This is a genomic window from Streptomyces ambofaciens ATCC 23877 (assembly GCF_001267885.1).
Lineage (GTDB): Bacteria > Actinomycetota > Actinomycetes > Streptomycetales > Streptomycetaceae > Streptomyces > Streptomyces ambofaciens.
The window spans coordinates 2,268,494-2,293,597 of record NZ_CP012382.1; the positions used below are offsets into that span (position 1 = coordinate 2,268,494).

At 73.9% G+C, this 25,104-nt stretch carries 21 protein-coding genes; 8 read left to right on the forward strand and 13 right to left on the reverse strand.

Translation table 11 applies throughout. The annotated features are described in order from the left end of the window. Nucleotides 1–12 precede the first annotated feature (12 nt). The 4 genes from SAM23877_RS10225 to rsmH all read right to left on the reverse strand — a co-directional run bounded on the left by SAM23877_RS10225 (nt 13) and on the right by rsmH (nt 5,289). A complete protein-coding gene (locus tag SAM23877_RS10225) occupies nt 13–1,548 on the reverse strand; it encodes a UDP-N-acetylmuramoyl-L-alanyl-D-glutamate--2,6-diaminopimelate ligase (RefSeq protein WP_053129389.1) in 1,536 nt (511 codons plus the stop codon). A 193-nt stretch (nt 1,549–1,741) separates the two neighbouring features. Beyond that, nucleotides 1,742–3,709, reverse strand: a complete 1,968-nt coding sequence (locus tag SAM23877_RS10230) for a peptidoglycan D,D-transpeptidase FtsI family protein (protein WP_053129393.1) — start codon at nt 3,707–3,709, stop codon at nt 1,742–1,744. Beyond that, the gene (gene ftsL / locus SAM23877_RS10235) at nt 3,706–4,272 is read right to left on the reverse strand and encodes a cell division protein FtsL (RefSeq protein WP_053129396.1); all 567 of its coding nucleotides are present in this window, start codon (nt 4,270–4,272) and stop codon (nt 3,706–3,708) included. The genes SAM23877_RS10230 and ftsL overlap by 4 nt, the downstream gene beginning before the upstream one ends. Nucleotides 4,273–4,332: 60 nt before the next feature. Next, entirely contained in the window at nt 4,333–5,289 is a 957-nt protein-coding gene (rsmH, locus tag SAM23877_RS10240) for a 16S rRNA (cytosine(1402)-N(4))-methyltransferase RsmH (protein ID WP_079030121.1), read from the reverse strand. 427 nt (nt 5,290–5,716) lie between these two features. On the opposite strand from rsmH, the gene SAM23877_RS10245 reads away from it, so the two are divergent. From SAM23877_RS10245 to SAM23877_RS10260, 4 genes are all read left to right on the forward strand, one after another. Continuing rightward, nucleotides 5,717–6,265, forward strand: coding sequence for a beta-class carbonic anhydrase (locus SAM23877_RS10245; protein ID WP_053129402.1), 549 nt, complete (start codon nt 5,717–5,719; stop codon nt 6,263–6,265). A gap of 258 nt (nt 6,266–6,523) precedes the next feature. Further along, complete coding sequence (locus tag SAM23877_RS10250; protein WP_053129404.1) at nt 6,524–7,561, forward strand: AAA family ATPase; 1,038 nt, start codon at nt 6,524–6,526, stop codon at nt 7,559–7,561. After that, nucleotides 7,561–8,925 carry a DUF58 domain-containing protein gene (locus tag SAM23877_RS10255; protein ID WP_053129406.1) on the forward strand — a complete coding sequence of 455 codons (1,365 nt, stop codon included), beginning with the start codon at nt 7,561–7,563 and terminating at the stop codon, nt 8,923–8,925. The genes SAM23877_RS10250 and SAM23877_RS10255 overlap by 1 nt, the downstream gene beginning before the upstream one ends. A gap of 106 nt (nt 8,926–9,031) precedes the next feature. Continuing rightward, nucleotides 9,032–11,422, forward strand: coding sequence for a transglutaminase TgpA family protein (locus SAM23877_RS10260; protein WP_053129409.1), 2,391 nt, complete (start codon nt 9,032–9,034; stop codon nt 11,420–11,422). Between the two features lie 243 nt (nt 11,423–11,665). On the opposite strand, the gene SAM23877_RS10265 is transcribed toward SAM23877_RS10260, so the two are convergent. From SAM23877_RS10265 to SAM23877_RS39640, 3 genes are all read right to left on the reverse strand, one after another. Further along, entirely contained in the window at nt 11,666–12,067 is a 402-nt protein-coding gene (locus SAM23877_RS10265) for a spore wall synthesis complex protein (protein WP_053129412.1), read from the reverse strand. Nucleotides 12,068–12,343: 276 nt separating this feature from the next. Then, on the reverse strand, nt 12,344–13,171 hold the full coding sequence (locus SAM23877_RS10270) for a methyltransferase (protein ID WP_053129415.1): 828 nt from the start codon (nt 13,169–13,171) through the stop codon (nt 12,344–12,346). 202 nt (nt 13,172–13,373) lie between these two features. After that, the gene (locus SAM23877_RS39640) at nt 13,374–14,030 is read right to left on the reverse strand and encodes an SAV_6107 family HEPN domain-containing protein (RefSeq protein ID WP_053129418.1); all 657 of its coding nucleotides are present in this window, start codon (nt 14,028–14,030) and stop codon (nt 13,374–13,376) included. Between the two features lie 199 nt (nt 14,031–14,229). Here SAM23877_RS39640 and SAM23877_RS10280 point away from each other — a divergent pair, with 199 nt between their 5' ends. The 4 genes from SAM23877_RS10280 (at nt 14,230) to SAM23877_RS10295 (ending at nt 19,905) form a co-directional block, all read left to right on the forward strand. Beyond that, complete coding sequence (locus SAM23877_RS10280) at nt 14,230–15,156, forward strand: ATP-binding cassette domain-containing protein (RefSeq protein WP_053129421.1); 927 nt, start codon at nt 14,230–14,232, stop codon at nt 15,154–15,156. Further along, nucleotides 15,128–17,212: a YhgE/Pip family protein gene (locus SAM23877_RS10285; protein ID WP_053129424.1), complete on the forward strand. Its 2,085-nt coding sequence runs from the start codon at nt 15,128–15,130 to the stop codon at nt 17,210–17,212. The genes SAM23877_RS10280 and SAM23877_RS10285 overlap by 29 nt, the downstream gene beginning before the upstream one ends. A 55-nt stretch (nt 17,213–17,267) precedes the next feature. Then, complete coding sequence (locus SAM23877_RS10290; protein WP_053129428.1) at nt 17,268–17,897, forward strand: TetR/AcrR family transcriptional regulator; 630 nt, start codon at nt 17,268–17,270, stop codon at nt 17,895–17,897. A 487-nt stretch (nt 17,898–18,384) separates the two neighbouring features. After that, on the forward strand, nt 18,385–19,905 hold the full coding sequence (locus tag SAM23877_RS10295) for a phytoene desaturase family protein (RefSeq protein WP_053129431.1): 1,521 nt from the start codon (nt 18,385–18,387) through the stop codon (nt 19,903–19,905). A gap of 37 nt (nt 19,906–19,942) precedes the next feature. Here SAM23877_RS10295 and SAM23877_RS10300 read toward each other — a convergent pair whose 3' ends face one another. The 6 genes from SAM23877_RS10300 to SAM23877_RS10325 all read right to left on the reverse strand — a co-directional run bounded on the left by SAM23877_RS10300 (nt 19,943) and on the right by SAM23877_RS10325 (nt 25,069). After that, nucleotides 19,943–20,929: an SCO2102 family sporulation regulator gene (locus SAM23877_RS10300; protein WP_053129434.1), complete on the reverse strand. Its 987-nt coding sequence runs from the start codon at nt 20,927–20,929 to the stop codon at nt 19,943–19,945. A gap of 56 nt (nt 20,930–20,985) precedes the next feature. Beyond that, the gene (metF, locus tag SAM23877_RS10305; RefSeq protein ID WP_053129437.1) at nt 20,986–21,909 is read right to left on the reverse strand and encodes a methylenetetrahydrofolate reductase [NAD(P)H]; all 924 of its coding nucleotides are present in this window, start codon (nt 21,907–21,909) and stop codon (nt 20,986–20,988) included. A gap of 118 nt (nt 21,910–22,027) precedes the next feature. After that, the gene (gene thiE / locus SAM23877_RS10310; protein WP_053129440.1) at nt 22,028–22,687 is read right to left on the reverse strand and encodes a thiamine phosphate synthase; all 660 of its coding nucleotides are present in this window, start codon (nt 22,685–22,687) and stop codon (nt 22,028–22,030) included. Nucleotides 22,688–22,960: 273 nt separating this feature from the next. Further along, on the reverse strand, nt 22,961–23,326 hold the full coding sequence (locus SAM23877_RS10315; protein WP_053142343.1) for an Rv2175c family DNA-binding protein: 366 nt from the start codon (nt 23,324–23,326) through the stop codon (nt 22,961–22,963). 88 nt (nt 23,327–23,414) lie between these two features. After that, nucleotides 23,415–24,686: an NAD(P)/FAD-dependent oxidoreductase gene (locus SAM23877_RS10320; RefSeq protein WP_053129442.1), complete on the reverse strand. Its 1,272-nt coding sequence runs from the start codon at nt 24,684–24,686 to the stop codon at nt 23,415–23,417. A 32-nt stretch (nt 24,687–24,718) separates the two neighbouring features. Further along, nucleotides 24,719–25,069: an avidin-fold protein gene (locus SAM23877_RS10325; RefSeq protein WP_053129445.1), complete on the reverse strand. Its 351-nt coding sequence runs from the start codon at nt 25,067–25,069 to the stop codon at nt 24,719–24,721. Between the last annotated feature and the right edge of the window lie 35 nt (nt 25,070–25,104).

Consider the following 25,104-nt stretch of genomic DNA (forward strand, 5'->3'; position numbering starts at 1 on the left):
TCATTCGGGACTTCATCCCTGGGTCTTCTGGACGGGGGTCTTCCTGATGGCTTCGCGGAGCACCTGGCGGTCGTCGAAGGGACGGACCACCCCGGCGATGTCCTGGCCCTGCTCGTGGCCCTTGCCCGCCACCACCACGGTGTCGCCGGGCTCGGCCCGGGCGACGGCGGCGGCGATCGCGGCGGCCCGGTCCTCGAAGACCTGGACCTCGCCGCGCTCGTGCGCGGGCACGGAGGCCGCGCCCTGGAGCATGGTGGCGAGGATCGCGAGGGGGTCCTCGGAGCGGGGGTTGTCGGAGGTCAGCACCGCGGTGTCGGCGAACCGGGCCACGGCGGCGCCCATCGGCTCCCGCTTGGTGGTGTCCCGGTCGCCGCCGCAGCCGAGCACGGCGTGCAGCCTGCCCTCGGTGACCTTGCGCAGGGCGCGCAGGACGGACTCGACGGCGTCGGTCTTGTGGGCGTAGTCGACCACCGCGAGGTACGGCTGGCCCTCGTCCACGCGCTCCAGGCGGCCGGGCACGCCCGGCACCGCGGCGATGCCGTCCGCGGCCGTCTGCGCATCGAGGCCGGCGGCGGCGAGGGCGACGATCGCGGCGAGGGTGTTCGCCACGTTGAACGGGCCGGCCAGCGGCGACTTGGCCCGGACGCGCTCGCCCTTGGGCCCGAACACGGTGAACGACGAGTCCAGCGGGCCGACCTCGACCTCGTCGGCGCGCCAGTCGGCGTCGGGGTGGCCCTCGGCGGAGTAGGTGACGACCGGCACGGTGGCCTCGTTCGCGAGGCGGCGCCCGTACTCGTCGTCGACGTTGACGACGCCGAGCCTGCTGCGCTCCGGCGTGAAGAGCTGCGCCTTCGCCTGGAAGTAGTCCTCCATGCCGGAGTGGAACTCCATGTGCTCCGGGCTGAGGTTGGTGAAGACCGCGATGTCGAAGACGCACGCGTCGACCCGGCCGAGCACCAGCGCGTGGCTGGAGACCTCCATGGCGACCGCCTCGGTGCCGCGCTCGCGCATCACCGCGAACAGGGCCTGGAGGTCGGTGGCCTCGGGCGTGGTGCGCTCGGACTTGATGCGTTCGTCGCCGATGCGCATCTCGACCGTGCCGATCAGCCCGGTGGACCTCGCCGTGCGCAGACCGCCCTCGACGAGGTAGGCGGTGGTGGTCTTGCCGGAGGTGCCGGTGATGCCGATCTGGAGGAGATCGCGGCCGGGGTGGCCGTAGATCGTGGCGGCCAGCTCGCCCATCCGCGCGCGCGGGTCGTCGACGACGAGGGCCGGCAGGCCGGCGGCGGCGACGCGCTCCGCGCCGGCCGGGTCGGTCAGCACGGCGGCGGCGCCGAGGCCGGCGGCCTGGGTGGCGAAGTCGGCTCCGTGCAGCCGGGCGCCGGGCAGGGCGGCGTACAGGTCGCCGGGGCGGACGGCGCGCGAGTCATGGGTGATGCCCGTGACGGCGGCGGTGCCCTCCGGCACGGCGACACCCAGTTGACCGGCGAGTTCCGCGAGGGGTGTGGCGGAGTTCCGCACCGGACGGGGCGGTCCCGGGTAGGTCACGGGGTGGCCCTTCTGGGTGGTTTGGGACTGATCAGCGTGTGGCACGGCGGTGAGCGTACCGGGCGTACCCGCTTCCCGGCGAAGTGAGGGGCTGGGGTTGCTCTGGTTCCCGGGCTCGGGGGTGATCGTTGTCACGGGTGGTTCCTGGTGGCTCGGTACTGAAACGGCGCTGGCTCGGTACTGGCTCGGTTTGTCAGGGTTTGAAGGCGACCGGGAGCCTCGCGGGGGCGGCCCCGGTCGGTGGGATCTGGAGGGTCTTCAGGGCGAACTCCATGACCTGCTTGTAGATGGGGCCGCAGATCTGGCCGCCGAAGTAGCTGCCCTGCGTGGCGTTCTGGATGGCGCAGTAGACGGTGACGCGGGGCTTGTCGGCGGGGGCGAACCCGGCGAAGGAGGAGGTGTATCCCTTGTACTGGCCGGTGGCCGGATCCACCCGGTTGGCCGTCCCGGTCTTGCCCGCGACCCGGTAGCCGGGGATGCGGGCCTTGGTACCGGTGCCCTCCTCGTCGTCGACGACCGACTCCAGCATCCGCGAGAGGGTCTTGGCGGTCTTCTCGCTGATCACACGGGTCTTCTTGGGCTCGGGTGCCGGGGTGAAGCGGTCGTCGTCGCCCTTGGTCCCGCGCACGAGCGTGGGCTCGACGCGGACGCCGCCGTTGGCGATGGTCGAGTAGACGGAGGCCGCCTGCAGCGCGTTCACGGAGACGCCCTGGCCGAAAGGAATCGTGTACTGCTGCGAGGTCGACCACTGGTCGGGCGGCGCGAGGATGCCCTTGGTCTCTCCCGGGAAGCCGAGGCCGCTGTAGCCGCCGAGGCCGAACTTGCGCAGGTAGGAGTGGAGCACCTTGTTGGCCTCCTGCTGCGTCCTGCCGAGCTCGCCGGTGGCCATGATGGTGCCGATGTTGCTGGACTTGGCGAGTACGCCGTTGAGCGTGAGGTACCAGGTCGGGTGGTCGACGTCGTCCTTGAAGAGCCGGTCGCCGCGCTTGAGCCGGTTGGGGACGGTGATGTGGGTGCCGGGCGTGGCGGCGTTCTCCTCCAGTACCGCCGCCATCGACATCACCTTGGCGGTGGAGCCGGGCTCGAAGGCGTCCTGGAGGGCCGCGTTGCCGAGCGCGTCCGGGTCGGCGTGGGCGAGGTCGGCCGGGTCGAAGCCGGGCGAGTTGGCCATGGCGAGGATCTCGCCGGTGGCGGTGTCCTGGACGATGACGTAGCCCCCGTCCGCCTTGGACTTCTCCACCTGCGCGCTGATCGCCTCCTGGGCCGCCCACTGGATGTCGCGGTCGATGGTGAGCTCGACGTCGCTGCCGGGCACGGCGGGCGTCTCGGTGGAGCCGGCGGTGGGCACCTGGCGGCCGCCGGACTGCACGTAGCGGATCTCGCCGTCCTTGCCGGCCAGCGTCTCGTTCAGCTTCCGTTCGAGGCCGCCGCCACCCTCGCCGTCGGCGTTGACCCAGCCCAGGATGGAGGCGGCGAGGTCACCGCCCGGGTACACGCGTTTGCTGCTGGGGTCGGCGAGGACGCCCGCGAGGACGTTGACCACGGACTCGTCCGTCTCCGCCTTCTTGGTGAGCGCGCTCTTCAGGTCCTTGATCTGGTTCCAGACCTGTGGGGTCTGCCGGCGAGCGAGGACGACGTAGCGCAGCTTCTTGTTCTCGGGGCGGAGCCGGTCGACCAGGTCCTCCTGGTCCTCGCCGAGGATCGGCGCGAGGAGCGCCGCCGCCTGCTCGGGACCGTCGCCGACCTTCAGCTGCTCGCGGGTGAACAGCGTCGGGTCGGCGGTGATGTCGTAGGCGTCCACCGTGGACGCGAGGGCGACGCCGTTGCGGTCGGTGATCCCGCCGCGCTCGGAGGGGAGTTTGTGGACGACGTAGTGGTTCTGCTCGGCCTTGGCGGTGTACGTGCCGGCGTCGACGGCCTGCACCTGGAGCAGCCGCACGACGAACGCGGACAGCACCAGGGTCAGCGCGAGGCCGATCAGGCGCAGCCGCGGGCGGGGGCTGCCCAGGCGGATGACACGGGGCGCGGCCGGCCGGGGCGGGCCGGGCCGGCGGGCCGGCCGGGAGCCGGGGCCCGGCTGCCGCCGCCCGCCGGGGCGTACGGGCCTGGCGGGTCCGGGCACGCGGCGGCGCGGCGGTTCCCTGTCGGACACTTCCGTCACCTGCCGGGGGTCGGGGTCGGGTCGGTCGCTGCCGTGGAGCCGGCCGCCGTACCGGGGGCCGGGCCGGCGGGCCCGGTGGTGGAGGGCGCGACACCGGGGGACGTGCCGGTGCCGGACGTGTCCGTCGACAGCGTGTCCGTGCCGGGCGGCGCGGTCAGCGCCTCGGGGGCGACGACCAGCGGGGTGACCGCGGTGGGCGCGGGGCTCGGCGAGCCCTTGACGGAGCCGTCGGGGGCGAGGAAGGCGGGGTCACCGCCGGGCACCATGCCCAGCTCGCGGGCGCGGCGTTGGAGGGCCCGGGGGGCGGAGTAGGCGTCGATGTCCCGTTGGAGCGCCTGCTCCTCGTCGGTGAGCTCCTTCGTCTCCTGCTTCAGGTCGTCCAGCTGGAACGAGCCCTCGCTCAGGGCGGAGTTCAGCAGCAGGAGCCCGATGAGGCCGCCGCCGAGGAGGACGACCACGAGGAGGACGAAGGGGGCTCGGGCCGCCTGGCCCCGTGCGCCGCCGGGCGGGAAGAGCCGGGCCAACCGGGCCGCCCGCCCCTTCAGCTCGGGGTTCCTACCCACTCGTCCTCCCCTCGGCCCGGGTGGACCGTCCGCACCCGCACCTGGCCTGCCTCTCTCGCTTCACCCGATGGACTCCCTGATCCGCTGGGCTCCGCGCAGCCGGGCCGGCGCCGCCCGCCGGTTCTCGGCGATCTCCTGCTCGGTGGGAAGTTCGGCACCGCGCGTGAGGAGCTTGAGCCGGGGCGCGTAGCGTTCGGGCACGACCGGCAGTCCGGGGGGTGCGGTGTTCGCCGCGCCGGCCGCGAACACCTGCTTGACGAGCCGGTCCTCCAGGGAGTGGTACGACAGGACGGCGATCCGTCCGCCCACGTCGAGGGCCTCGACGGCGGCCGGGACCGCCCGCTCCAGGACGGACAGCTCGCCGTTGACCTCGATGCGCAGGGCCTGGAAGGTGCGCTTGGCCGGGTTGCCGCCGGTGCGCTTGGCCGCCTGCGGCAGGGCGGCGCGGATCAGCTCCACGAGCCGTGCGCTGTTACTGAACGGCTCCTTGTCGCGCTCCCGCACGATCGCGGACACGATCCGCTTGGCCTGCTTCTCCTCGCCGTACGCCCGCAGGATGCGGACGAGTTCGCCCGGCGGGTAGGTGTTGAGGACCTCGGCGGCGCTCATGCCGGTCGTCTGGTCCATGCGCATGTCCAGCGGGGCGTCCTGGGCGTAGGCGAAACCGCGGTCCGCCTCGTCGAGCTGCATGGAGGAGACGCCGAGGTCGAACAGCACGCCCTGGACGCGCGGGACGCCGAGGCGGTCCAGCACGTCGGGCAGTTCGTCGTACACGGCGTGCACCAGGGTGGCGCGCTCCCCGTACGGGGCGAGCCGCTCGCCGGACAGGCGCAGCGCCTCCTTGTCCCGGTCGAGGGCGACGAGGCGGGCGTCGGGGAAGCGGGTGAGGAGCGCCTCGCTGTGCCCGCCGAGTCCCAGCGTGCAGTCGACGACCACGGCGCCCGGCTCCTGGAGGGCGGGCGCCAGCAGGTCCAGGCACCGCTGGAGCATCACCGGGACGTGTCGACTCTGGCTCAAGTGGGGCGGCCTCTCAGGTCCGGCACGGCGTCACGCACCGCCGGGTCCCCACCCGCTCGCTCGTGAAGGGGAGGCCTGCCGGCGCCGGAGGCGTCGGCCGGCCGGGAGCGGGAGGAGGCCGAGCCGTACGTACGCGCCGCGCACGTGGGGAGATCTGGCGGGACGTCGTCCAGGTCTCCGGGGTTTCAGTCCAGCAGGGAGAGCCTCGCCTCCCGCTTCGCGTCACTTTAGTCCACCGTGTCGCCCGGTCAATCAACCGGCCTGCGCGTCGCGGACGCGGGCGCACACGAATCGGCGCGAGGTGGCACTTCACCCGCACGGATGCACCCGTGCGGGTCTGTGGGGTGGCTCACAACAAGCCGTGATGGCGTTCTTTGTCCCTCTTCACAGCGGGTCCGGAGCAAGGGTGACCAGTAACGTCATGGTTATGACGACTTCTGCATCGATTCCCGCAGGCTCCGCGTCCGCCGCCACCGGCGACGGCTCCGTCACCGACCGCCTCGTCGAGGCGAACGCGCGGTACGCCACCGAGTTCGCCGACGCCGAACTGGCAGGCCGCCCCGCCCTGCAGGCCGCCGTCGTGGCCTGCATGGACGCGCGTCTGGACGTGACCGCCGCGCTCGGTCTGCGCAACGGCGACTGCCACGTCATCCGCAACGCCGGCGGCGCCGTCACCGACGACGTGATCCGCTCCCTCACCATCAGCCAGCGGGCGCTCGGCACCCGCAGCGTCATCCTCGTCCACCACACGGCGTGCGGCATGGAGACCCTCACCGAGGAGTTCCGGCACGAACTGGAGCTGGAGGTGGGCCAGCGCCCCGGCTGGGCGGTGGAGTCCTTCCGCGACGTCGACCAGGACGTACGGCAGTCCATCCAGCGGGTCAGGACCTCGCCCTTCCTGCCGCACACGGACGACGTACGCGGCTTTGTCTACGACGTGAAGACCGGCCTGCTCCGCGAGGTCGACCCCGCCTGACCAGTCGGCCCGGCCCGGCGACCCTCGCCGCCCAAGCGCCGCAAAGGCCGCAAGGCCTGACATATCGCGGCCAGTTGTCCACAGGCGAGTGACACGAATCGGTAACGGCGGCAAGAATGCGGGAAGTGATGTCGCGCGGAACTTTTTCCGCGCGGTGTCCGTGATTCGGGGTGGGGTCGGTCCGCACTGCGGGGACGGCCCGGCAAGTTGGGGTAACCCCGCTTCCCAGGGAGCGCGGGAAAGGCCGAGGAGGGCCGGGTGACGACCTATGACGATCGAGCGAGCCTCACTGATCTGACCGCTGTGGTCGAGCGCGTACGCGGTTCGGTGGAGGACGTGATCGAGGGCAAGCCCGAGGTCGTACGGCTCTCCCTGACCGTGTTGCTCGCCGAGGGACACCTGTTGATCGAGGATGTCCCGGGCGTCGGCAAGACCATGCTGGCCAAGGCGCTGGCGCGGTCGATCGACTGCTCCGTGCGCCGGATCCAGTTCACGCCGGACCTGCTGCCCTCGGACATCACCGGGGTGTCCATCTGGGACCAGCAGCGCCGGGACTTCGAGTTCAAGCCGGGCGCCATCTTCGCGCAGGTGGTGATCGGCGACGAGATCAACCGCGCCTCGCCCAAGACCCAGTCCGCGCTGCTGGAGTCGATGGAGGAGCGCCAGGTCACCATCGACGGGCAGACCTACGAGCTGCCCAGCCCCTTCATGGTGGTGGCCACGCAGAACCCGGTCGAGATGGAGGGCACCTACCCGCTGCCGGAGGCCCAGCGCGACCGCTTCATGGCGCGGGTCTCCATCGGCTACCCGAGCCCGGAGGCCGAGCTCCAGATGCTCGACGTGCACGGCGGGGTGAATCCGCTGGACGACCTCCAGCCGGTGGCGCACGCGCACGAGATCCTCAAGCTGATCGAGGCCGTCCGGGGCGTCCACGTCGCGGACCCGGTCCGGCGGTACGCGGTGGACCTGGTCGCCGCGACCCGCACCCACCCGGACCTGAGACTCGGCGCCTCGCCGCGCGCCACGCTGCATCTGCTGCGCGCGGCGAAGGCGTCCGCCGCCCTGAGCGGCCGGGAGTACGCGCTGCCGGACGACGTGCAGGCCCTCGCGGTCGCCGTCCTGGCCCACCGCCTGCTGCCCACCGCCCAGGCCCAGCTCAACCGCCGCACCGCCGAGCAGGTCGTCCAGGAGATCCTGCAGCGCACTCCGGTGCCGGCGGCGCCCCAGCAGCAGACGGGCTTCGGCATGGGCCGCGGCGCGTCGGCGTACGGCCAGCAACCGCCGCGGAGGCTGTGATGGACGCCGGGGGGACGGACCGGTCGGAGGACGACCGGGGCGAGGGCGGCGGCATCCGCACCGCCCTGACCGGTCTGACCACCCGCGGGCGTTCCTTCCTGGCCGCCGGCATCGCCGCCGCGGTCTGCGCCTACGTCCTCGGACAGAGCGACCTGCTGCGGGTCGGACTGCTGCTGAGCGTGCTGCCCCTGGTCTGCGCGACGGTGCTCTACCGCACCCGCTACCGGGTGGCGGGCAGCCGCCGGCTCTCCCCGGGGCGGGTGCCCGCGGGCAGCGAGGCCCGGGTCCATCTGCGCGTCGACAACGTCTCGCGGCTGCCCACCGGTCTGCTGATGCTCCAGGACCGCGTCCCCTACGTACTGGGGCCGCGCCCCCGCTTCGTCCTCGACCGGGTGGAGCCCGGCGGCCGCCGCGAGGTGTCCTACCGGGTCCGCTCGGACCTGCGCGGGCGCTACCCGCTGGGCCCGCTGCAACTGCGCCTGACCGATCCCTTCGGGCTGTGCGAGCTGACCCGCTCCTTCTCCACGTACGACACCCTGACCGTCATCCCGCGTGTGGAGGCGCTGCCGCCGGTGCGGCTGAGCGGGGAGGCGAGGGGGTACGGCGAGGGCCGGCAGCGCTCGCTGGCACTGGCGGGCGACGACGACGTGATCCCGCGCGGGTACCGCTACGGCGACGACCTGCGCCGCGTGCACTGGCGCTCCACCGCGCGCTACGGCGAGCTCATGGTGCGCCGCGAGGAGCAGCCCCAACGAGCCCGCTGCACGGTGCTCCTTGACACCCGGGGCCTGGCCTACGAGGGCGCGGGCCCCGACTCCGCCTTCGAATGGGCGGTTTCGGGCGCGGCCTCCGTGCTGGTGCACATGCTGGAGCGGGGCTTCTCCGTCCGGCTGCTGACGGACACCGGCAACTCGGTGCCCGGCGAGGGGGCCGACGGCTTCGCGGGCGCGAGCCAGGGCACGGCCGACGCGGCCGGGCTGATGATGGACACCCTCGCCGTGATCGACCACTCCGACGGCACGGGCCTGTCCCGCGCCTACGACGTGCTGCGCGGCGGGAACGAGGGGCTGCTGGTGGCGTTCTTCGGCGATCTGGACGAGGAACAGGCCACGGTGGCGGCCAAGATGCGGCAGCGCAGCGGTGGTGCCGTCGCCTTCGTCCTGGACGGCGGGGCCTGGGAGCGGGAGTCGCCCGCGGTCCCCGGCCCGGCGGACGGGGGCGGGGAGCGGCTGCGGATGCTGCGTGAGGCGGGCTGGACCGCCGTGGGCGTCCCGCGGGGCGCCCCCCTGGAGGAAGTGTGGCGCCTGGCGGACCGCGAGCGCAGCGGCCTCACGGCGGCGAGCGGCGGGGAGGGCACGGGATGAACGGACCGGCGCTGTACACGGGGCCCGGCGGGCCCGACCGGCACCGGGGGCGGACACGCCCCGGTCGCCCCGGTCGCGGGACAGCCGCCGGTGAGGAGGGTTCGCGATGAGCGGGCGGGCTCGGCTGGCCCTGTGCGCGTGGGCGGCCACGCTGATGACGGCGTGCGCGATGCTGCCCCTGGTCGATCCGGCCACCTGGATCCTGCAGGCCGCGTTCCTCCTGGCGGTCCAGTCCGGGGTGGGCGCGGTGGCGCGCCGGGTGCCGCTGGCCCGGCCGCTGACCGTCGCCGCGCAGGCCGTGGTCACGCTGCTGCTCCTGACGCTGGTCTTCGCCCGGCAGCAGGCGCTCGCCGGGCTGGTCCCCGGCCCGCAGGCCTTCCAGCGCTTCGCCGACCTGCTGCAACAGGGGGGCGACGACATCGCGCGGTACGCGATCCCGGCGCCGCTGGGGTCCGACGGCATCCGGCTGATGCTGGTCGGCGGGGTCCTGGTGATCGGGCTGCTGGTGGACACCCTCGCGGTGACCTTCCGCAGCGCCGCCCCGGCGGGGCTGCCGCTGCTCGCGCTCTACTCGGTGGCCGCGGGGCTGTCCGAGGGCGGCACGGACTGGCTGTGGTTCCTGGTCGCCGCGGCCGGCTATCTGATGCTGCTGCTGGCCGAGGGACGCGACCGGCTCGCGCAGTGGGGCCGGGTCTTCGGCGGCGCACCGAGGACGCCGGGCGGGGAGCCGAGCGGGGCGGTCGCTCCGGTCCGCACGGGGCGGCGCATCGGCGCCTTCGCGCTGGGCATCGCCCTGGTGGTGCCGCTCGCCCTGCCCGCGATGGACGGCGGGCTGCTGGACAGCGCGAGGTCGGGCGTCGGCGACGGCACCGGGGGCGGGGGCACGATCTCCGCGGTGAACCCCCTGGTCTCCCTGCGTGACAGCCTCAACGTCGACGAGAACCGCCAGGTCCTCTCCGTCGACACCGACTCGAACGACATAGCGAACCTGTACCTGCGCATCGTGTCCCTGGACGACTTCGACGGCACCACGTGGAAGCCCTCCAAGCGGCACATCACCGCCGTGCCGAACGGTGCCTTCCCGACGCCGGTCGGCCTCGGCCCCGACATCGAGCGTGCGGAGACCCGGGCCACCATCTCGGCCGCGGACTGGTACGCCCAGGACTGGCTGCCGATGCCGTACCCGCCGAGCGGCGTCCGGGTCGCCGGCAACTGGCGCTACGAACCCGTCGGCATGACACTGGTCGGCGACCACGGCCAGAACACACGCGGGCTGACGTACGAGGTGCGGAGCCTGAGCGTGCGGCCGACGGCGGACCAGCTCGCCGCGGCACCGCAGCCGCCGGGTGCCCTGAAGCGGGAGTACACGGAGCTGCCGGACTCCTTGCCGGAGGTGGTCTCCCAGACCGCCCGACAGGTCACGGCCGGCGCGGCGAACCCCTATGAGCAGGCGGTCCGGCTCCAGGAGTACTTCGCGGTCAACGGCGGTTTCGAGTACGACACCCAGGTGAAGGTCGGCAGCGGTTCGGAGGCGATCGCCCGCTTCCTGAAGGACAAGCAGGGCTTCTGCGTCCACTTCTCCTTCGCCATGGCCGCCATGGCCCGCTCCCTGGGCATTCCGGCCAGGGTCGCGGTCGGCTTCGCACCGGGGTCCCCGCAGGCGGACGGCTCGGTGTCGGTGGGGCTGCGGGACGCGCACGCCTGGCCCGAGGTGTACTTCGAGGGCGTGGGCTGGACCCGCTTCGAGCCCACACCGACCCGTGGCTCGACTCCCTCGTACACCCTGACGGACACGCCGGACAGCTCGGTCCCGGACCCCGCGCTGCCGTCCCGGGACGCGCGGACGGAGCCGTCGGCGGCACCCTCGGTGAGCGAGTCCTGCTCGGCCCAGGACAAGAAGCTGGAGGCCTGTGCGAGCGAGTCCGCGGCGGCGGCGCCGGTCACGGGCGGCAGCGGACCGAAGTGGTACGCGGTGCTGGCCTGGGTCCTGGGCGGGCTCGCGGTGCTGCTGGTCCCGCTGGCACCGATGCTGTGGCGGATGCGCACCCGCGCGGTGCGGCTGGGGGCGCACGGCCGTGGCGAGGCGGACGCGGGGCCGCACACCCTGGCGGTCTGGCAGGAGCTGACCGACACGGCGTGGGACTTCGGGATCCTGCCGGAGGAGTCGCAGACGCCGCGCAGGGCGGCGGCCCGCATCGTCCGGCTCGGGCAGCTCGATCCGGCGGCCGCGGCGTCGGTGCACCGGGTGGCGGACGCCGTGGAGCAGGCTCTCTACGCGCCCCGCCCGCGCCTGACGTCGGGTCTCACGGAGGACGTGCGCCGGGCGGAGGCCGGCCTGCGGGCCGGGGTCGGCCGTGCCACACGGCTGCGCGCACGGTTCGCCCCGCGTTCGACCGTACGGGTGGTGTGGGCGGCGTCGGCCTGGTGGACGGCGTCGAAGCGGCGGGTCGCGGCGGTCCGGCCGACGCTGCGGAAGGCGCCGGGACAGCAGGGCTGAGTTGTCGGCCCGTGCGCAGGGCTGAGTTGTCGGCCCGTGCGGCGCGGTGTGTGCCGGGCGGGCCACGGCAGAGCGGGGGCCACGCGGCAGCGCGGCCCCCTGGCTCGTCGGGCGGGTGCGGCACGGCCCGGACCCCACGGGTACGCGCGGGCGCCCGGGGCGCCCGCGGGTACGCGTGAGGGGGTGACCACCGATCGGTGGTCACCCCCTCACGCGGATGTCCTGGTGGAGCGGCCGCCTGGACTACTGGCCGCCCTGCTGCTCGTCACGGCGCCGCTGCCAGCGCTCGTCGATGCGGTCCATCATGGAGCGTTTTTGACGCCCCTGACGGCGTGTCTGTGGTCCGGCACCGGCGGCGGGCTGCTCACCCGGCTTCGGGGCCTTGCGCCAGCCGGTCACGGCGAGGACCGCACAACCCAGCATGACGAGGAAGCCCACCACGCTGAGCCAGACCTGCTGGGCGACCATACCGGCCATGAGGAGCGCAATACCTACGAGGAAGCCCGCGACCGCCTGGTAGACCCGTCGCCGGGTGTACGTACGCAGCCCGCTTCCCTCGAGCGCTGTCGCGAACTTGGGATCTTCGGCGTACAGCGCTCGCTCCATCTGCTCGAGCATGCGCTGCTCGTGCTCCGAGAGCGGCACGGAGTCCTCCTCATCGTGCAGTCGCCGGGGCGACCCGGGGGGTCCCTTCAGGATAGGCAGGGAATCGCCCCCGTGAAACCCGCCCCATTACGCCAATTGGCCAACCGGTCTCCGTCATGGCCGTGCCGGTCGCTGAAGTTTCCATTCCCCAGCGGCCGACCCGTCATGCCGGGCGGTCTCCCTCGATCATACGGCGACTGGCCCCCGTTCGGGGGGCCTGTGGCGTACTCCATCTGCAGTCGCGGCCCTGATCAGCGGCTTACCCCACGGGGCGGCTCAGGTCTCCTGGGTCCCTCGGGTCTCACCGAGCACATGCAGCTGGGTGGCCACAGAATGGAAGGCGGCGAGTTCGGCCGCCGCGGCCTCCAGCTTCAGCAGGGCGTCCATGGCGCCGGGCTCGGTGTCCACCAGCACCCCGGGAACGAGGTCGGCGAAGACCCGCACGCCGTGCACGGCGCCGATCCGCAGCCCCGCGGCCTCGACCAGTCCGGTGAGCTGTTCGGCGGTGAACCGGCGGGGCACGGGATCACCCGAGCCCCAGCGGCCGTTCGGGTCGTCGAGGGCCTGGCGGGCCTCCGCGAAGTGCCCGGCGAGGGCGCGCGCGAGCACGGCACCGCCGAGCCCCGCGGCGAGCAGACTGAGGACGCCCTCGGCGCGCAGGGCGGCGACGGCGTTGCGGACGCCCTCGGCGGGGTCGTCCACGTACTCCAGGACGCCGTGGCAGAGCACCACGTCGTAGCCGCCGCGCTCGGCCACGTCGAAGAGGCCGTGGACGTCTCCCTGGACGCCTCGCACCCGGTCGGCGACGTCGGCCTCGGCGGCGCGGCGCTCCAGCGCGAACAGGGCGTTGGGGCTCGGGTCGACGACGGTGACGCGGTGGCCGAGGCGGGCCGCCGGCACCGCGAAGTTGCCGCTGCCGCCGCCGGTGTCCAGGACGTCCAGCGCCTGGCGCCCCGTGGCCTTGACCCGGCGGTCGAGGGCGTCCTGGAGGACGTCCCAGACCACGGCGGTGCGGAGGGCGGCGCGGGAACGCGAGGGCTCGGAGCGCGGCGACGCCGGGTGCGGGCGGTGGGGGGAGACGGGCGGGCGCATCGGGTCCGACACGGCAGTTGACTCCTCGGCGCGGCACCGCCTCGGGCACGGGCGGAGCGAACGGGCTGCCGCCCCGGCCCGGTGCGGGAAGGGGCAGGCTTCAGGCTTCTCCCACCCTATTGCCTCCGGTGCGCCGGCCGATCACCCCCGTGCCGCCGTCCCGCAGCCGCTCACCCCGCGGCCCCCGGTGCTCACCCCCGCGGCTCCCGGGCGCTCACCCCGCGTCCGGCAGGCGCCGGCCCGTACGGCCGTCCCCCGGGGGGTCCGGGGCCGGCCGGGCGGGGTCCCGGTGCTCGTCCCCGGGGTGCCCCGGGCGGGCCGGACGGCCGGAGTCCCGGTGGTCCGCCTCGGAGTGGTCCGCGTCGGGCCGGGGCTGCGGGAGGACCGGCTGGAGGACGAGCATGCGCTCCACCAGGCGCAGGAACGTCGCCACGTCGCGTATCAGGTCGTCGGCGTCCCGGCTGCCCGCCGCGCCCTGGATGCCCGCCTCGGCCCGGGCCCGGCGCCGGGCACCCGAGGCGAAGAGCGCGCTCCAGTCGGAGAGCTCGGGCGCGATCTCGGGGAGCACCTCCCAGGCGCTGCGGATGCGGGCCCGGGCCCGCGGGGTGGTCTCCGGGCGGCCCCGCGCGGCGAGCACCGCGGCGGCGGTGCGCAGTGCGGCGAGATGGGCGGTCGCGTAGCGCTCGTTCGGCGTTTCGAGGACGGTGGCCTCCTCCAGACCGGCCCGGGCCTGCGCGAGCAGGTCGAGGGCGGCGGGCGGGGCGGTTGTCCGGCGCAGCACGGGGTGCACGTCGCTCGCCGGACCGGTCAGTGAGGTTGCAGGGCCGGCTGCGCGGCGCCGCCGGGCGGCGGCTGCGGACGAGTGGGCCATGACGATCCTCCTGTCGTCTTCGTGACGGCACGCACTGTGAGAGGTGCCGTATGTGCCCATCGTGAGGTATGCCACTGACAATCCGTTCTGACCAGGGCTTTTGCCTCGATCGTAGGTTCGGGCTAGCTTTTGCACTGACCAGTCAGTTCAAAAACCTTCCCGGATGTCGGTCCGGGCGGGGATCAAGGGGTGAGGCGGCGTGGACGGTCCGCTCGGGCTCGCGGTGACGGCCCGCGACTTCGGACTCAGGGGGCCACGCGGCTGGGCGTTCCGGGGGGTCCGCGTCGACGCGGACCCCGGCGCGCTGATCGCGGTGGCGGGACCGTCGGGGTCCGGGCGTACCTGCCTGCTGCTCGCGCTCACGGGCCGGATGAGGCCGACGGAGGGAACGGCGACCGTGGGCGGTCTGCGGCTGCCCCGGCGGATGTCCGCCCTGCGCCGGGTCTGTGCCCTGGCCCACGTACCGGGCGTCACGGACCTCGACCCGGCCCTGACCGTCGCCGAGCACCTGCGCGAGCGTGCGCTGCTGCAGCGCCGGTTCGGCGACTCGGTGCGCGGCCTGCTGCTCCCGCGCGCGGAGCGGACGGCGAAGGAGCGGCTGCGCATCGACGAGGCGCTGACCGCGGCCGGACTGGAGCCGGGGGCGCTGCCCAAGGGGCTCCGGACCGCCGTACGGGATCTGGAGCGCACGGAGGCGCTGCGGCTGTCGGTCGCGCTCGCGTTGATCGGCCGCCCCCGGTTGCTCGGTGTCGACGACACCGATCTGAAACTGTCGGCCGCCGAGCGGGCCGAGGTCTGGGCCCTGCTGGCCTCGGTCGCCGCGTCCGGCATCACGGTCCTGGCGGTGTGCAGCGAGGCGCCCGAGGGAGCGGTGACCGTCTCCACCCGCCGCGACGGCCCGGCCCCCGGAACGGACCCCGGCACGGACCCGGCGGACGACGGGACGGACCCGGCGGACGACGGGACGGATCCGGCGGACGACGGGACAAGCACGGAGGCGCGAGACGGGACGGACGCCCAGGCACACGACGAGACGACCACCGAAGCGCAGGGCGGGACGGACGCCCAGGCGCACGACGGGACGGAGGAGGCCGCCGATGCGCTCGCCGCGACTGGCCGCCCTTGAGCTCAGGCGCTTCGGGCGCGGACGGCTGCCGCGGGCCGCCCTGGTCGCGCTCTTGTTGCTGCCGCTGCTCTACGGCGCCCTGTACCTGTGGTCGTTCTGGGACCCGTACGGGCGCCTGGACCGCATACCCGTGGCGTTGGTGAACGACGACCGGGGGGCGACCTCGCACGGCGAGAAGCTCACGGCGGGCGACGACATCGCCGAGGGGCTGCGCGAGAGCAAGGTGTTCGACTGGCACGAGGTGAGCGCCTCCGAGGCCCGCCGCGGCGTCGAGGACGGCACGTACTACCTGTCGCTCACCATGCCCGCGGACCTCAGCCACCGCATCGCCTCCAGCGGGGGCGACTCGCCGGAGACCGGCGCCCTGCGGGTCCGTACGAACGACGCGAACAACTACCTCGTCGGCCAGATCTCGCGGACCGTGTTCGGCGAGGTGCGCGAGGCGGCGTCCGGCAAGGCGTCGCGCTCCTTCCTGGACCGGATCTTCATCTCCTTCTCCGACATCCACGGCGAGACGGTGGAGGCGGCCAAGGGCGCCGACGAGCTGGAGGGCGGCATCGGGAAGGCGGAGAAGGGCTCCAAGGACCTCGCCGACGGCCTCGAGGACGCCGAGGACGGCAGCGGCAGGCTCTCCAAGGGCCTGCGGAAGCTCGACACCGGGGCCGGCGACCTGGAGAAGGGTTCGAGGCAGGTCGCCGACGGCACCCAGAAGCTCGCCGACCAGGTCAACGCCGCCGCCGGGCGGGTGGGCCCCTTCCTGGAGGACAACGAGAAGACCATCGGCGAGACGGCCCAGTTCGTCGCCGACTCCTCCGGCGCGATCCGCGAGGACCTCGACGCCCTGGTGGACAAGGCCCCGGCGGCCGCGAAGGACGCCCGCGCGGAGTCCGACGCGCTCGCCTCGGTGTACCGGACCCGGTGTGCGGACCCCGCGCTGCCCGACGCGGCCTGCCCGGACCTGGAGAAGGCCCGGGACGCCGCGGCGGCCGTGGCGACCGTCGCCGACGACCTCAGCGGCCTGGTCACCGACCACAAGGAGCAGTTGAAAACGCTCGACGACAACCTGGCCGACCTCCAGGAGCAGGCTCAGGCCCTCTCCGACCGGGCGCCCCACCTCTCCGAGGACCTCGACGACGCCGTCAAGAAGGTCAACGACCTGAACACGGGCGCCGGCAAGGTCGCCGACGGCGCCGAGAGGATCCACAAGGGGATCGGCACGGCCAAGACCGGCGCCAAGGACCTGGACGAGGGCGTCGGCAAGCTCCGTGTCGGCGCCGACGACCTGAACGGCGGCATCTTCAAGCTGGTCGACGGTTCCGGGAAGCTCGCCGGCGGGCTGCACGACGGCGCGGAGAAGATCCCCGACTACGACGAGCGCGAACGCGACCGGCGCACCGCCGTGATGGCCGACCCGGTGCGGCTCGCCTCCGAGTCCCTGCATCAGGCACCGAACTACGGCACCGGTTTCGCCCCGTACTTCATTCCGCTGTCCCTGTGGGTGGGCGCCATGGTGGCGTACATGCTGATCCCGCCGATGAACCGGCGGGCGCTCGCCGCGGGGGCGTCCGCGCGGCGGATCGCGCTGGCGGGCTGGCTGCCGGTCGTGGCGATCGGGATCCTTCAGACGACGGCCCTGATGGCGGTGCTGCACTGGGCGGTCGGCCTGCAGATGGTCCGGGCCGCGGGGACGGTGGGCTTCCTGTTCCTGGTGACGGCGTGCTTCGCGGCGATCGTGCAGTGGCTGAACGCCCGCTTCGGGGCGGCGGGCCGCATCCTGGTGCTCGCGCTGCTGATGCTCCAGCTGACGTCCGCGGGCGGCACGTACCCCGTCCAGACCAGTCCGGCCTTCTTCAACGCCATCCACCCCTTCCTGCCGATGAGCCACGTCGTCGAGGCCCTCAGGAGGCTCATCACGGGCGGCGGGCTGGAGCCCGTGTGGCACGCGTGCGTGGTGCTCACCGCGTTCACCGCGGCGGCCCTCGCGCTGACCGCGGTGTCGGCCCGGCGCCGGCAGGTGTGGACGCTCGACCGGCTGCATCCGGAGCTGACCCTGTGACCGCCGCGGGCCCTGCGGTGACGCGCCCGGGGGCGGTGCTGTGACAATCGGGACCATGGAAAGCAGCAGCACCGCCTCGCAGGGCAGCAGCCGTCGCGAGGCCACCCGGCAGAAGCTTTACGAGGCGGCCGTGACCCTCATCGCCGAGCAGGGCTTCTCCGCCACCACGGTGGACGAGATCGCCGAGCGCGCCGGGGTCGCGAAGGGCACGGTCTACTACAACTTCGCCAGCAAGTCCGTCCTCTTCGAAGAGCTGCTGCGCCATGGTGTCGGGCTCCTCACCGCGTCGCTGCGCCAGGCCGCGGAGCAGGCGGCGCGGGAGGGCCGCGGCCGGGTGGACGCCCTGGACGCGATGATCCGCGCGGGGCTCGCCTTCATCGACCGCTACCCGGCCTTCACCCAGCTCTACGTGGCCGAGCTGTGGCGCACCAACCGGGCCTGGCAGTCGACGCTGCTGGTGGTCCGGCAGGAGGCCGTCGCGGTGGTGGAGGGGGTGCTGCGCGAGGGCGTGGAGAGCGGTGAGTTCAGCGAGGAGATCGATGTGCCGCTGACCGCCGCCGCTCTGGTCGGCATGGTGCTGGTGGCCGCGCTGGACTGGAAGTCGTTCCAGCCGGAACGCTCCCTCGACGACGTGCACGCGGCCCTCTCCCGGCTGCTCCAGGGGCGCGTGAGCGGCCGCCCCTGAGACGCCGGCGCCGCGCGGAGCCGGCCGCACACGAAGAACGCCGGTCCGTGGTGGCCGCGTCCCCCGCGGGCCACCGTCGGACCGGCGCCTTCTCCCCCGTACGTCCCCCTCCGGAACACCCGTGCTCGGTCGTTCCCCCGGGCTCCCCCGTGCCTCGCTCCCGCCGACCGCGGTCGGCGGAAGGAGCGGATCGCGGGCCCGGCTCCGTTCCGGCGCCCCGTGTCGCCGGTCCGCAGCCGTGCCCCTCTCCGTGCCCCCACTCTCTCGTTCTCGCAGGTCGGACCCCATCCGCGCGGGTACTCATCTGACGGACTAGGTAGGCGTACTCAGGCATGCGCACCCCGCCTCACGGCGGGGTGCCGTCGACCGGTCACGCGCGCGCCCGTCGCGGTACTCAGCTCCGGGTCGTGGCCGGCCGTTCTCGCAGGTGGACGGCGTGCCCGCCCCTGGGGCCGGGCTGTCGGCGGCGGCGGATAAAGTCCCTGGCATGGCACGGATTGCGGTGATCGGCGCCGGGATGGGCGCGATGGCGGCCGCCGCCCGGCTGGCCGTCGCGGGCCACCGGGTGGCGGTGTACGAGCGGACGACGACCTACGGCGGGGCCCTGCGCCGCTTCGAGCGGGACGGGTTCTCCTTCGACACCGGTCCCGGTCTGCTGCCGCTGCCGGCGGTCTGGCGCGATCTGTTCGTCAAGACCGGCAAGGAGCCGCTGGAGTCCTGTGTCGAGCTGGTCCAGGTCGACCCCTCGTCACGGCACGTGTTCGCGGACGGCACGGAGGTCTCGCTGCCGAACGCGTCGCGGGCCGGCGTCGTCGCCGCCCTGGACGCGGCGCTCGGTCCGACCGCGGGGCAGCGCTGGGGCGACTTCCTGGTGCGGGCCCGGGAGACCTGGGACCGCACCCGCCGCCCCCTCCTGGAGGAGCCCCTGTGGCCGAACTGGGAGGTGCTGGCCGCGCGCGAGCCCTATCCGGCGGTCCCGCACAAGCGCCTGCTGCGCACCCGCCGGGCCGGCACGCTGGCCGAGGTCGGTGCCTGGGAGCTGCGGGACCCGCGGCTCGCCGCCCTCCTGGAGAGCCACGCGCTGGCGTACGGGCTGGACCCCCGGACCGCTCCGGCGAACGCCGCCGTGCTGCCGTACATGGAGTACGCCTTCGGGATGTGGTACGTGCGCGGCGGCGGGCTGCGGGAGCTGGCGCGGGCGGTGTACGAGCGGTGCCTGGCCCGTAGGGTCGAGTTCCGCTTCGGCGCCGAGGTCACGGGGATCGTGGAGAAGGACGGCCGGGCGGCGGGCGTCGAGCTGGCCGACGGTGCCGTGCACGAGGCCGAGTTCGTGGTCGCCGGGGTGGCGCCGGACGTACTGGACCGCCTCCGCGGGGGTGCGGCGGTGCGGGGCGACGGGGAGGTGCCGCCACAGCGGGGTGCGGCGAGCCGGCTGACGGTGCTGCTGGCGCTGCGCGGTGGCCGTCCGGAGGGGACGGCGCACCGGACGGTGGTGCATTCCCCGGATCGCGAGACCGAGTGGGACCGCCTGTCCGACGCCACGCCCGGCGTGGCCGCGCGGCCGACGGTGACGGTGCTCCGGCCCGACGACCCGGCGCTCGTCCCGGACGCGGAGCACGAGGCGGTGACGCTCACCGCGGTGGTGCCCGCCCTGGGCGGCGCGTCGGACCGGGCGGCGACGGAGGCCTTCGCCCTGCACGCCGAGCACCTGATCGACGCCGCGGAAAGGGCGGTTCCCGGCCTGCGCGACCGTCTGCTGTGGCACGAGGTGCGCACCCCGGCCGACGTCGCGGCGGCCACCGGTGTGGCGGACGGCGCGGTCCCGGTGCCGGCGCTGGCGGGGGCGGACGGACGGCTGCTGCACCCGGCGAACGGCACGCGCACGGAGGGGTTGTTCACGGTGGGCGGCTGGTCGCACCCCGGCGGGGGCCTCCCGCACGCGGGCATGTCGGGCGCGCTGGTGGCCGGACTCGTCGTGGAGGGACCGGCGTTCCAGGGCTCCCGGTGAGCGGCCGGGGGCCGGTCACCGGACGGCCCGAGCGCCGTCAGTAGCGGTACTGCTCGTCGTAGCCCTGGCCCTGCGTCTGACCGTTGCCCTGGTAGGGATACGTCTGCTCGGGCGGGAGTTCGCCGCCGTAGGGATCGTCGGGGCTGCGCTGCTGCGGCACCCAGACGCCGCCGGCCGGGGTCTCACCGCCGTAGCCACCGGGCGCCCCGCCGGCGTACGGGTCCTGCCCGTAGCCCTGCTGGCCGTACTGCTGGCCGCCCGTCGTGTCGTAGCCGCCCGTGTCGTAGGACGCCCCGCCGTAGGTGTGGGTGCCGATGTACGGGTCGGAGTAGGCGGCGTACTGCTGCTGGCCGCCGGTGTCGTAGCCGTAGCCCTGCTGGCCGTAGCCGGAGTAGTCGTAGGCGTAGGCCTGGTCGGCGCCCTGGGCGGCCGGCGCCTGCTGGTCGTGGCCGTAGCCGGTGTCGGCGTACACGCCGTAGGACCCGGTGTCGTCCGGCATGGGCTGCGGCTCGTAGACGGCGGTCGTCTCGGCGGCCGTGGCGTCGAGGGGGCGGGCCGGGGTGAAGACGTCGTCGCGGTCGTGGTCGTCGAGGCCGTAGGAGTGGCCCCCCTGGCCGGTCCCGCCGGTCCCGTGGCCCTGCGCGTGTCCGTCGTGGTCGTAGGTGTCGCGGTCGCCCGGGCCGCTCCCGGCCGCTTCGAGGCCGGAGACCTCCAGCGTCGGCTCCTGCCGGCCCCGTGCGGGGCGTCCGCGCCTGACGGCCAGGCCCGCCGGGGCGTTGACCGCCCAGCCGGCCTCGAAACCGCGGCGGAAGGACAGCGTGACGTAGGTCTGGCCGACCGCGAAGGCGGCCGCGCCCAGCCCGATGACGACGACGTTCGACATCAGCACACCGGCCACGACACCGAGGAAGCCGCCGAAGGCGAGCAGCCGCCAGCGCAGCCGTGCCTTGTACTGCAGCAGCACCTCGCCGAGCAGCCACAGTGCGACGACGCCGAACGCGATGTAGAGGACCGCCCAGCCCATGTACGCCCCTCTCCCAGTGGCCGCTACGCAGTGTGTCGCAAGTATGTGCGGCCGGTCTAGGCCCGCGGTGAGTGGTGCAGGCCCAGGTTCTCGTAGATTTCCAGGGTCGCCGTGGAGTTGTTGAGCGTGATGAAGTGCAGTCCGGGCACACCCTCGGCCAGCAGCCGCGCGCAGAACTCCGTGGCGAACTCGATACCGATGGAGCGTACAGCGGCCGGATCGTCCTTGGCTGTGAGGATCCGCTCTTCCAGTTCGGCCGGGATCGAGGCGTTGCTGAGCTTCGGCAACCTCTCCAGCATCTTCACGCTGGTCACCGGCATGACCTCGGGAATGACCGGGGTGTCGCAGCCGGCCGCGGTGACCCGGTCGCGCAGGCGCAGGTAGGACTCGGGCTGGAAGAACATCTGCGTGATCGCGTAGTCGGCGCCGGCCCGGCACTTGTCGACGAAGCGCGCGACGTCCGCGTCCCAGTCGGCGGAGCGCGGGTGCATCTCCGGGAAGGCCGCGACGCCGACGCAGAAGTCGCCCGACTCCTTGATGAGTTCCACCAGCTCGGCGGCGTAGGTCAGGCCCTGCGGGTGCGGGATCCAGTCGCCCATGGGGTCGCCGGGGGGATCGCCGCGCACGGCCAGCATGTTGCGGATCCCGGCGTCGGCGTACTGGCCGATGATGTTGCGCAGCTCGGCGATGGAGTGGTCGACCGCGGTGAGGTGGGCGACGGGGGTCAGCGTCGTGTCGGCGACGATCTGCTGGGTCTCCTTGACCGTGCCGGCGCGGGTGGAACCGCCGGCGCCATAGGTCACGGAGACGAAGTCCGGGGCGACCGCCTCCACCCGCCGCAGCGCGCTCCAGAGGTTCTTCTCGCCCTTGGGCGTCTTCGGCGCCGAGAACTCGAACGAGCACGTCGTCTTGCCGGTGGCCAGGATGTCGCGCACGGTGCGTGCGCGATCGGTCCTGGTGGATGCGGTTCCGAGGGCCATACGGGCAGGTTAGTCAGGGGGCGGCGGTCACCCAACCGGATCGGAAGATTTGTCCGCATTGTCGAGTTGTTGTCCACCCCTTGGACACATGCCCCCGGCATCGGCCTGCGCAGCCTCCCTACGCCTGGCGCAGCCGTTTCGCGAACTCGGCCGCCGCCGCGCCCGGGTCGTCGGCGGCGGTGATCGCGCGGACGACCACGACGCGCCGGGCACCGGCCTCCAGGACCTCGTCGAGGTTGCCGAGGTCGATGCCGCCGATGGCGAACCAGGGGCGGTCGGTGCCCAGCGCCGCCGTGTGCCGGACCAGGTCGAGGCCGGGTGCGTGGCGGCCGGGCTTGGTGGGGGTCGGCCAGCACGGGCCGGTGCAGAAGTAGTCCACGCCGTCCTGGACGGCGGCGGCGTCGGCCTCGGAGCCGGCGTGCGTGGAACGGCCGACGAGGACGTCGTCGCCGAGGATCGCGCGGGCGGCGGGCACCGGGAGGTCGCCCTGCCCGAGGTGCAGCACGTCGGCACGGGCGGCATGGGCGACGTCCGCCCGGTCGTTGACCGCGAGGAGCTTGCCGTGGCGGGCGCAGGCGTCGGCGAAGACCTCGAGGTGCTCCAGTTCCTCGGCCGCCTCCATGCCCTTGTCGCGCAGCTGCACGATGTCGACGCCGCCGGCCAGCACCGCGTCCAGGAACTCGGGCAGGTCGCCCTGGCCGCGGCGGGCGTCCGTGCAGAGGTAGAGCCGGGCGTCGGCGAGCCGGGCGCGGGCGGTGGTGGCGTCTGGTGCGGGCATGCGGGTTCCCCCAGGTCGGTGGCGTGGGCCCGCGGTGGGCGCACGGCCTCGGTTGACGGGCCTCGGCGGCCGCGGTGCGTGGTGCCCCGTCACCTCGCGTCGAGCCCCGCGGGTACGGACACGGCCGGCGGCCCGGGCACCCCGGGCCGGTGGAGCGCGGCACCCGGGCCCCGGCGGGGGCGGGTACGCCGACGGCCGCACCGCCGCCCGTGGGTGGGGCGGCGGCAGCGGAACGTACCGCACCCGGGTGCCGGGCGGTGATGTCGGGTCAGGTCAGACGGCGAGCGCCTGGGCGCGGCGCTTCACCTCCGTGCCGCGATTCTCACTCAGCGCCTGGGCGGGGGTGCCGGGCAGGGACGGGTCCGGGGTGAAGAGCCACTCCAGCATCTCCTCGGCCGTGAAGCCGTCGTCCCGCAGCAGCGTCAGGGTCCCGACCAGGCCCTTGACGACCTTGTCCTCGTCGATGAAGGCCGCCGGGACGTGCAGCGCGCGGTTCTCACCGCGGCGAACGGCGATGAGCTGGCCTTCCCTGATCAGCTGGCGTACGCGGGTCACCTCGACGCCGAGCATCTCGGCGATGTCGGGGACGGTGAGCCAGGCAGGCACGAGCGCGTCGATCTTTGCGTCAATCTCGGTCACGCCCACAAGCCTGCCATCCGGCACCGACAGTCGGAAACCGGACCCGTCCGTCACGGCCCCCGGCCCGGGGCGGAAGGGCGCGGAAGGGCTAGGCCGCCGCCGCCTTCAGCGGTCTCGCCGGGTCGGTCAGCAGCCGCGGGTCCATCCCCGTACCCGACTGGATCAGGCGTCTGCCCTGCGCCAGGTCCCGGGGGCGGCCCACCGCGAGCAGGGCGACCAGGCGGTCCTCGCGCAGCCAGCAGACCGACCAGGCCGGCCCCGTGGGATCACCGCGCCACAGGGTGGTGTCGGCCGCCGTGTGGTGACCGGCGTACTGGACGAAGCGCCCGAACTGCTCGGACCAGAAGTACGGCACGGGGTCGTAGGCCTCGGGGGCCTCGTCGGCGGGGGCGCCGACGATGGCGGCGGCGACCGTGCGCGGGCCCTGCAGGGCGTTGTCCCAGTGGTGCACCAGCAGCCGCTCCCCGTAGCGGGCGGAGGGGAAGGACGCGCAGTCGCCGACCGCGTAGACGTCCGGCACCGAGGTGCGCAGGCGGTCGTCGGCCGGCACCTCGCCGTGCGGACCCAGGTCGATCCCCGAGCCGGCGAGCCACGCGGTGGCGGGGCGGGCGCCGATGCCGACGACGACCGCGCCGGCGGGCAGCCGTGAGCCGTCGTCGAGGACCACGTGGCCCGGCCCCCCGGGAGCGGCGGGCTCGACGCGCTCCACGCGCGCGTGCGTGCGCAGCACCGCGCCCGCCTCGGCGTACCAGGCGGTCATCGGCGCGGCGACCTCGGCGGGCAGCGCGCCGGCGAGGGGCCGGTCGGCGGCCTCCACGACGGTCACCGCACAGCCCGCCTCCCGCGCGGCGGTGGCGAACTCCGCGCCGATCCAGCCGGCGCCGACGACCACGATGTCGTGCTGGCGGGCCAGCACCGGGCGCAGCCGTTCGGCGTCGTCCAGGGTGCGCAGCAGGTGCACGCCGGGCACGCCCTCGGCGCCGGGGAGCCGGATCGGTTCGGCGCCGGTCGCGAGGACCAGGGCGTCGTAGGGCACGGGTCCCGCGGAGGTGTCGAGGACGTGCTCGCCGGGACGGACGCCCAGGGCCTCGCAGCCCAGCCGCAGGGTGATGTCGAGGGCCTCGAAGTCGACGTCGAAGGCGGAGCCCTCGGCGGTGCCGAGCAGGACGGCCTTGGACAGCGGGGGCCGGTCGTACGGCTGGTGCGGCTCCGCTCCGATCAGCGTGACGGCACCCGTGAAACCCTGCTCCCGCAGGGCGACCGCGGTCTGCACGCCCGCCATGCCCGCGCCCACGACGACCACGCCGTGCTCCGCGTCCGCCGCCCGGCCCCGGGTCCGCTCCTGCGTCTGCTCGCTCACCTGATCACCTTAGACACCTGACGTTCTGTCAGTCAGTGCTCGTGCGGAGTGACCTGCTCCACAACGCTCGTCCCGCTGCCCCGCCTCGACTCCCACTCCCAGGTCTCCTCCAGGCGCACCCGACCGTCCGGCAGCTCGACGACGGTCGAGGCGCAGTGCCCCGAGGACGTACCGCCGTCCGTCTTGAGCTGCACGTACCGGAAGTCGAGCCGGTCGCCCTCCCGGGTGCCCACCAGACGGCCGCGGACCACGTCACCACCCTCGTACTCGGCCCACACGGCGCCGTCCCTCTCGTGGTAGGTGAACCGGGTGCGCGTGCCCACCTGACCGGGCGCCTGGTCGGCGACGGGGGCGAGGACGAGACCGTCGAGTGAACGCGCCATGGGCACAGGCTCCCTTACACGTGCGATGCGCTGCG

What these genes read in the sequence shown, in the direction of transcription:
- SAM23877_RS10245 (WP_053129402.1), top strand. Translation starts at nt 5,717, where the DNA reads ATGACGACTTCTGCATCGATTCCCGCAGGCTCCGCGTCCGCCGCCACC.
- SAM23877_RS10255 (WP_053129406.1), top strand. Translation starts at nt 7,561, where the DNA reads ATGGACGCCGGGGGGACGGACCGGTCGGAGGACGACCGGGGCGAGGGC.
- SAM23877_RS10260 (WP_053129409.1), top strand. Translation starts at nt 9,032, where the DNA reads ATGAGCGGGCGGGCTCGGCTGGCCCTGTGCGCGTGGGCGGCCACGCTG.
- SAM23877_RS39640 (WP_053129418.1), bottom strand. Translation starts at nt 14,030, where the DNA reads ATGGCCCACTCGTCCGCAGCCGCCGCCCGGCGGCGCCGCGCAGCCGGC.
- SAM23877_RS10285 (WP_053129424.1), top strand. Translation starts at nt 15,128, where the DNA reads ATGCGCTCGCCGCGACTGGCCGCCCTTGAGCTCAGGCGCTTCGGGCGC.
- SAM23877_RS10290 (WP_053129428.1), top strand. Translation starts at nt 17,268, where the DNA reads ATGGAAAGCAGCAGCACCGCCTCGCAGGGCAGCAGCCGTCGCGAGGCC.
- SAM23877_RS10295 (WP_053129431.1), top strand. Translation starts at nt 18,385, where the DNA reads ATGGCACGGATTGCGGTGATCGGCGCCGGGATGGGCGCGATGGCGGCC.
- SAM23877_RS10300 (WP_053129434.1), bottom strand. Translation starts at nt 20,929, where the DNA reads ATGGGCTGGGCGGTCCTCTACATCGCGTTCGGCGTCGTCGCACTGTGG.
- metF (WP_053129437.1), bottom strand. Translation starts at nt 21,909, where the DNA reads ATGGCCCTCGGAACCGCATCCACCAGGACCGATCGCGCACGCACCGTG.
- thiE (WP_053129440.1), bottom strand. Translation starts at nt 22,687, where the DNA reads ATGCCCGCACCAGACGCCACCACCGCCCGCGCCCGGCTCGCCGACGCC.
- SAM23877_RS10325 (WP_053129445.1), bottom strand. Translation starts at nt 25,069, where the DNA reads ATGGCGCGTTCACTCGACGGTCTCGTCCTCGCCCCCGTCGCCGACCAG.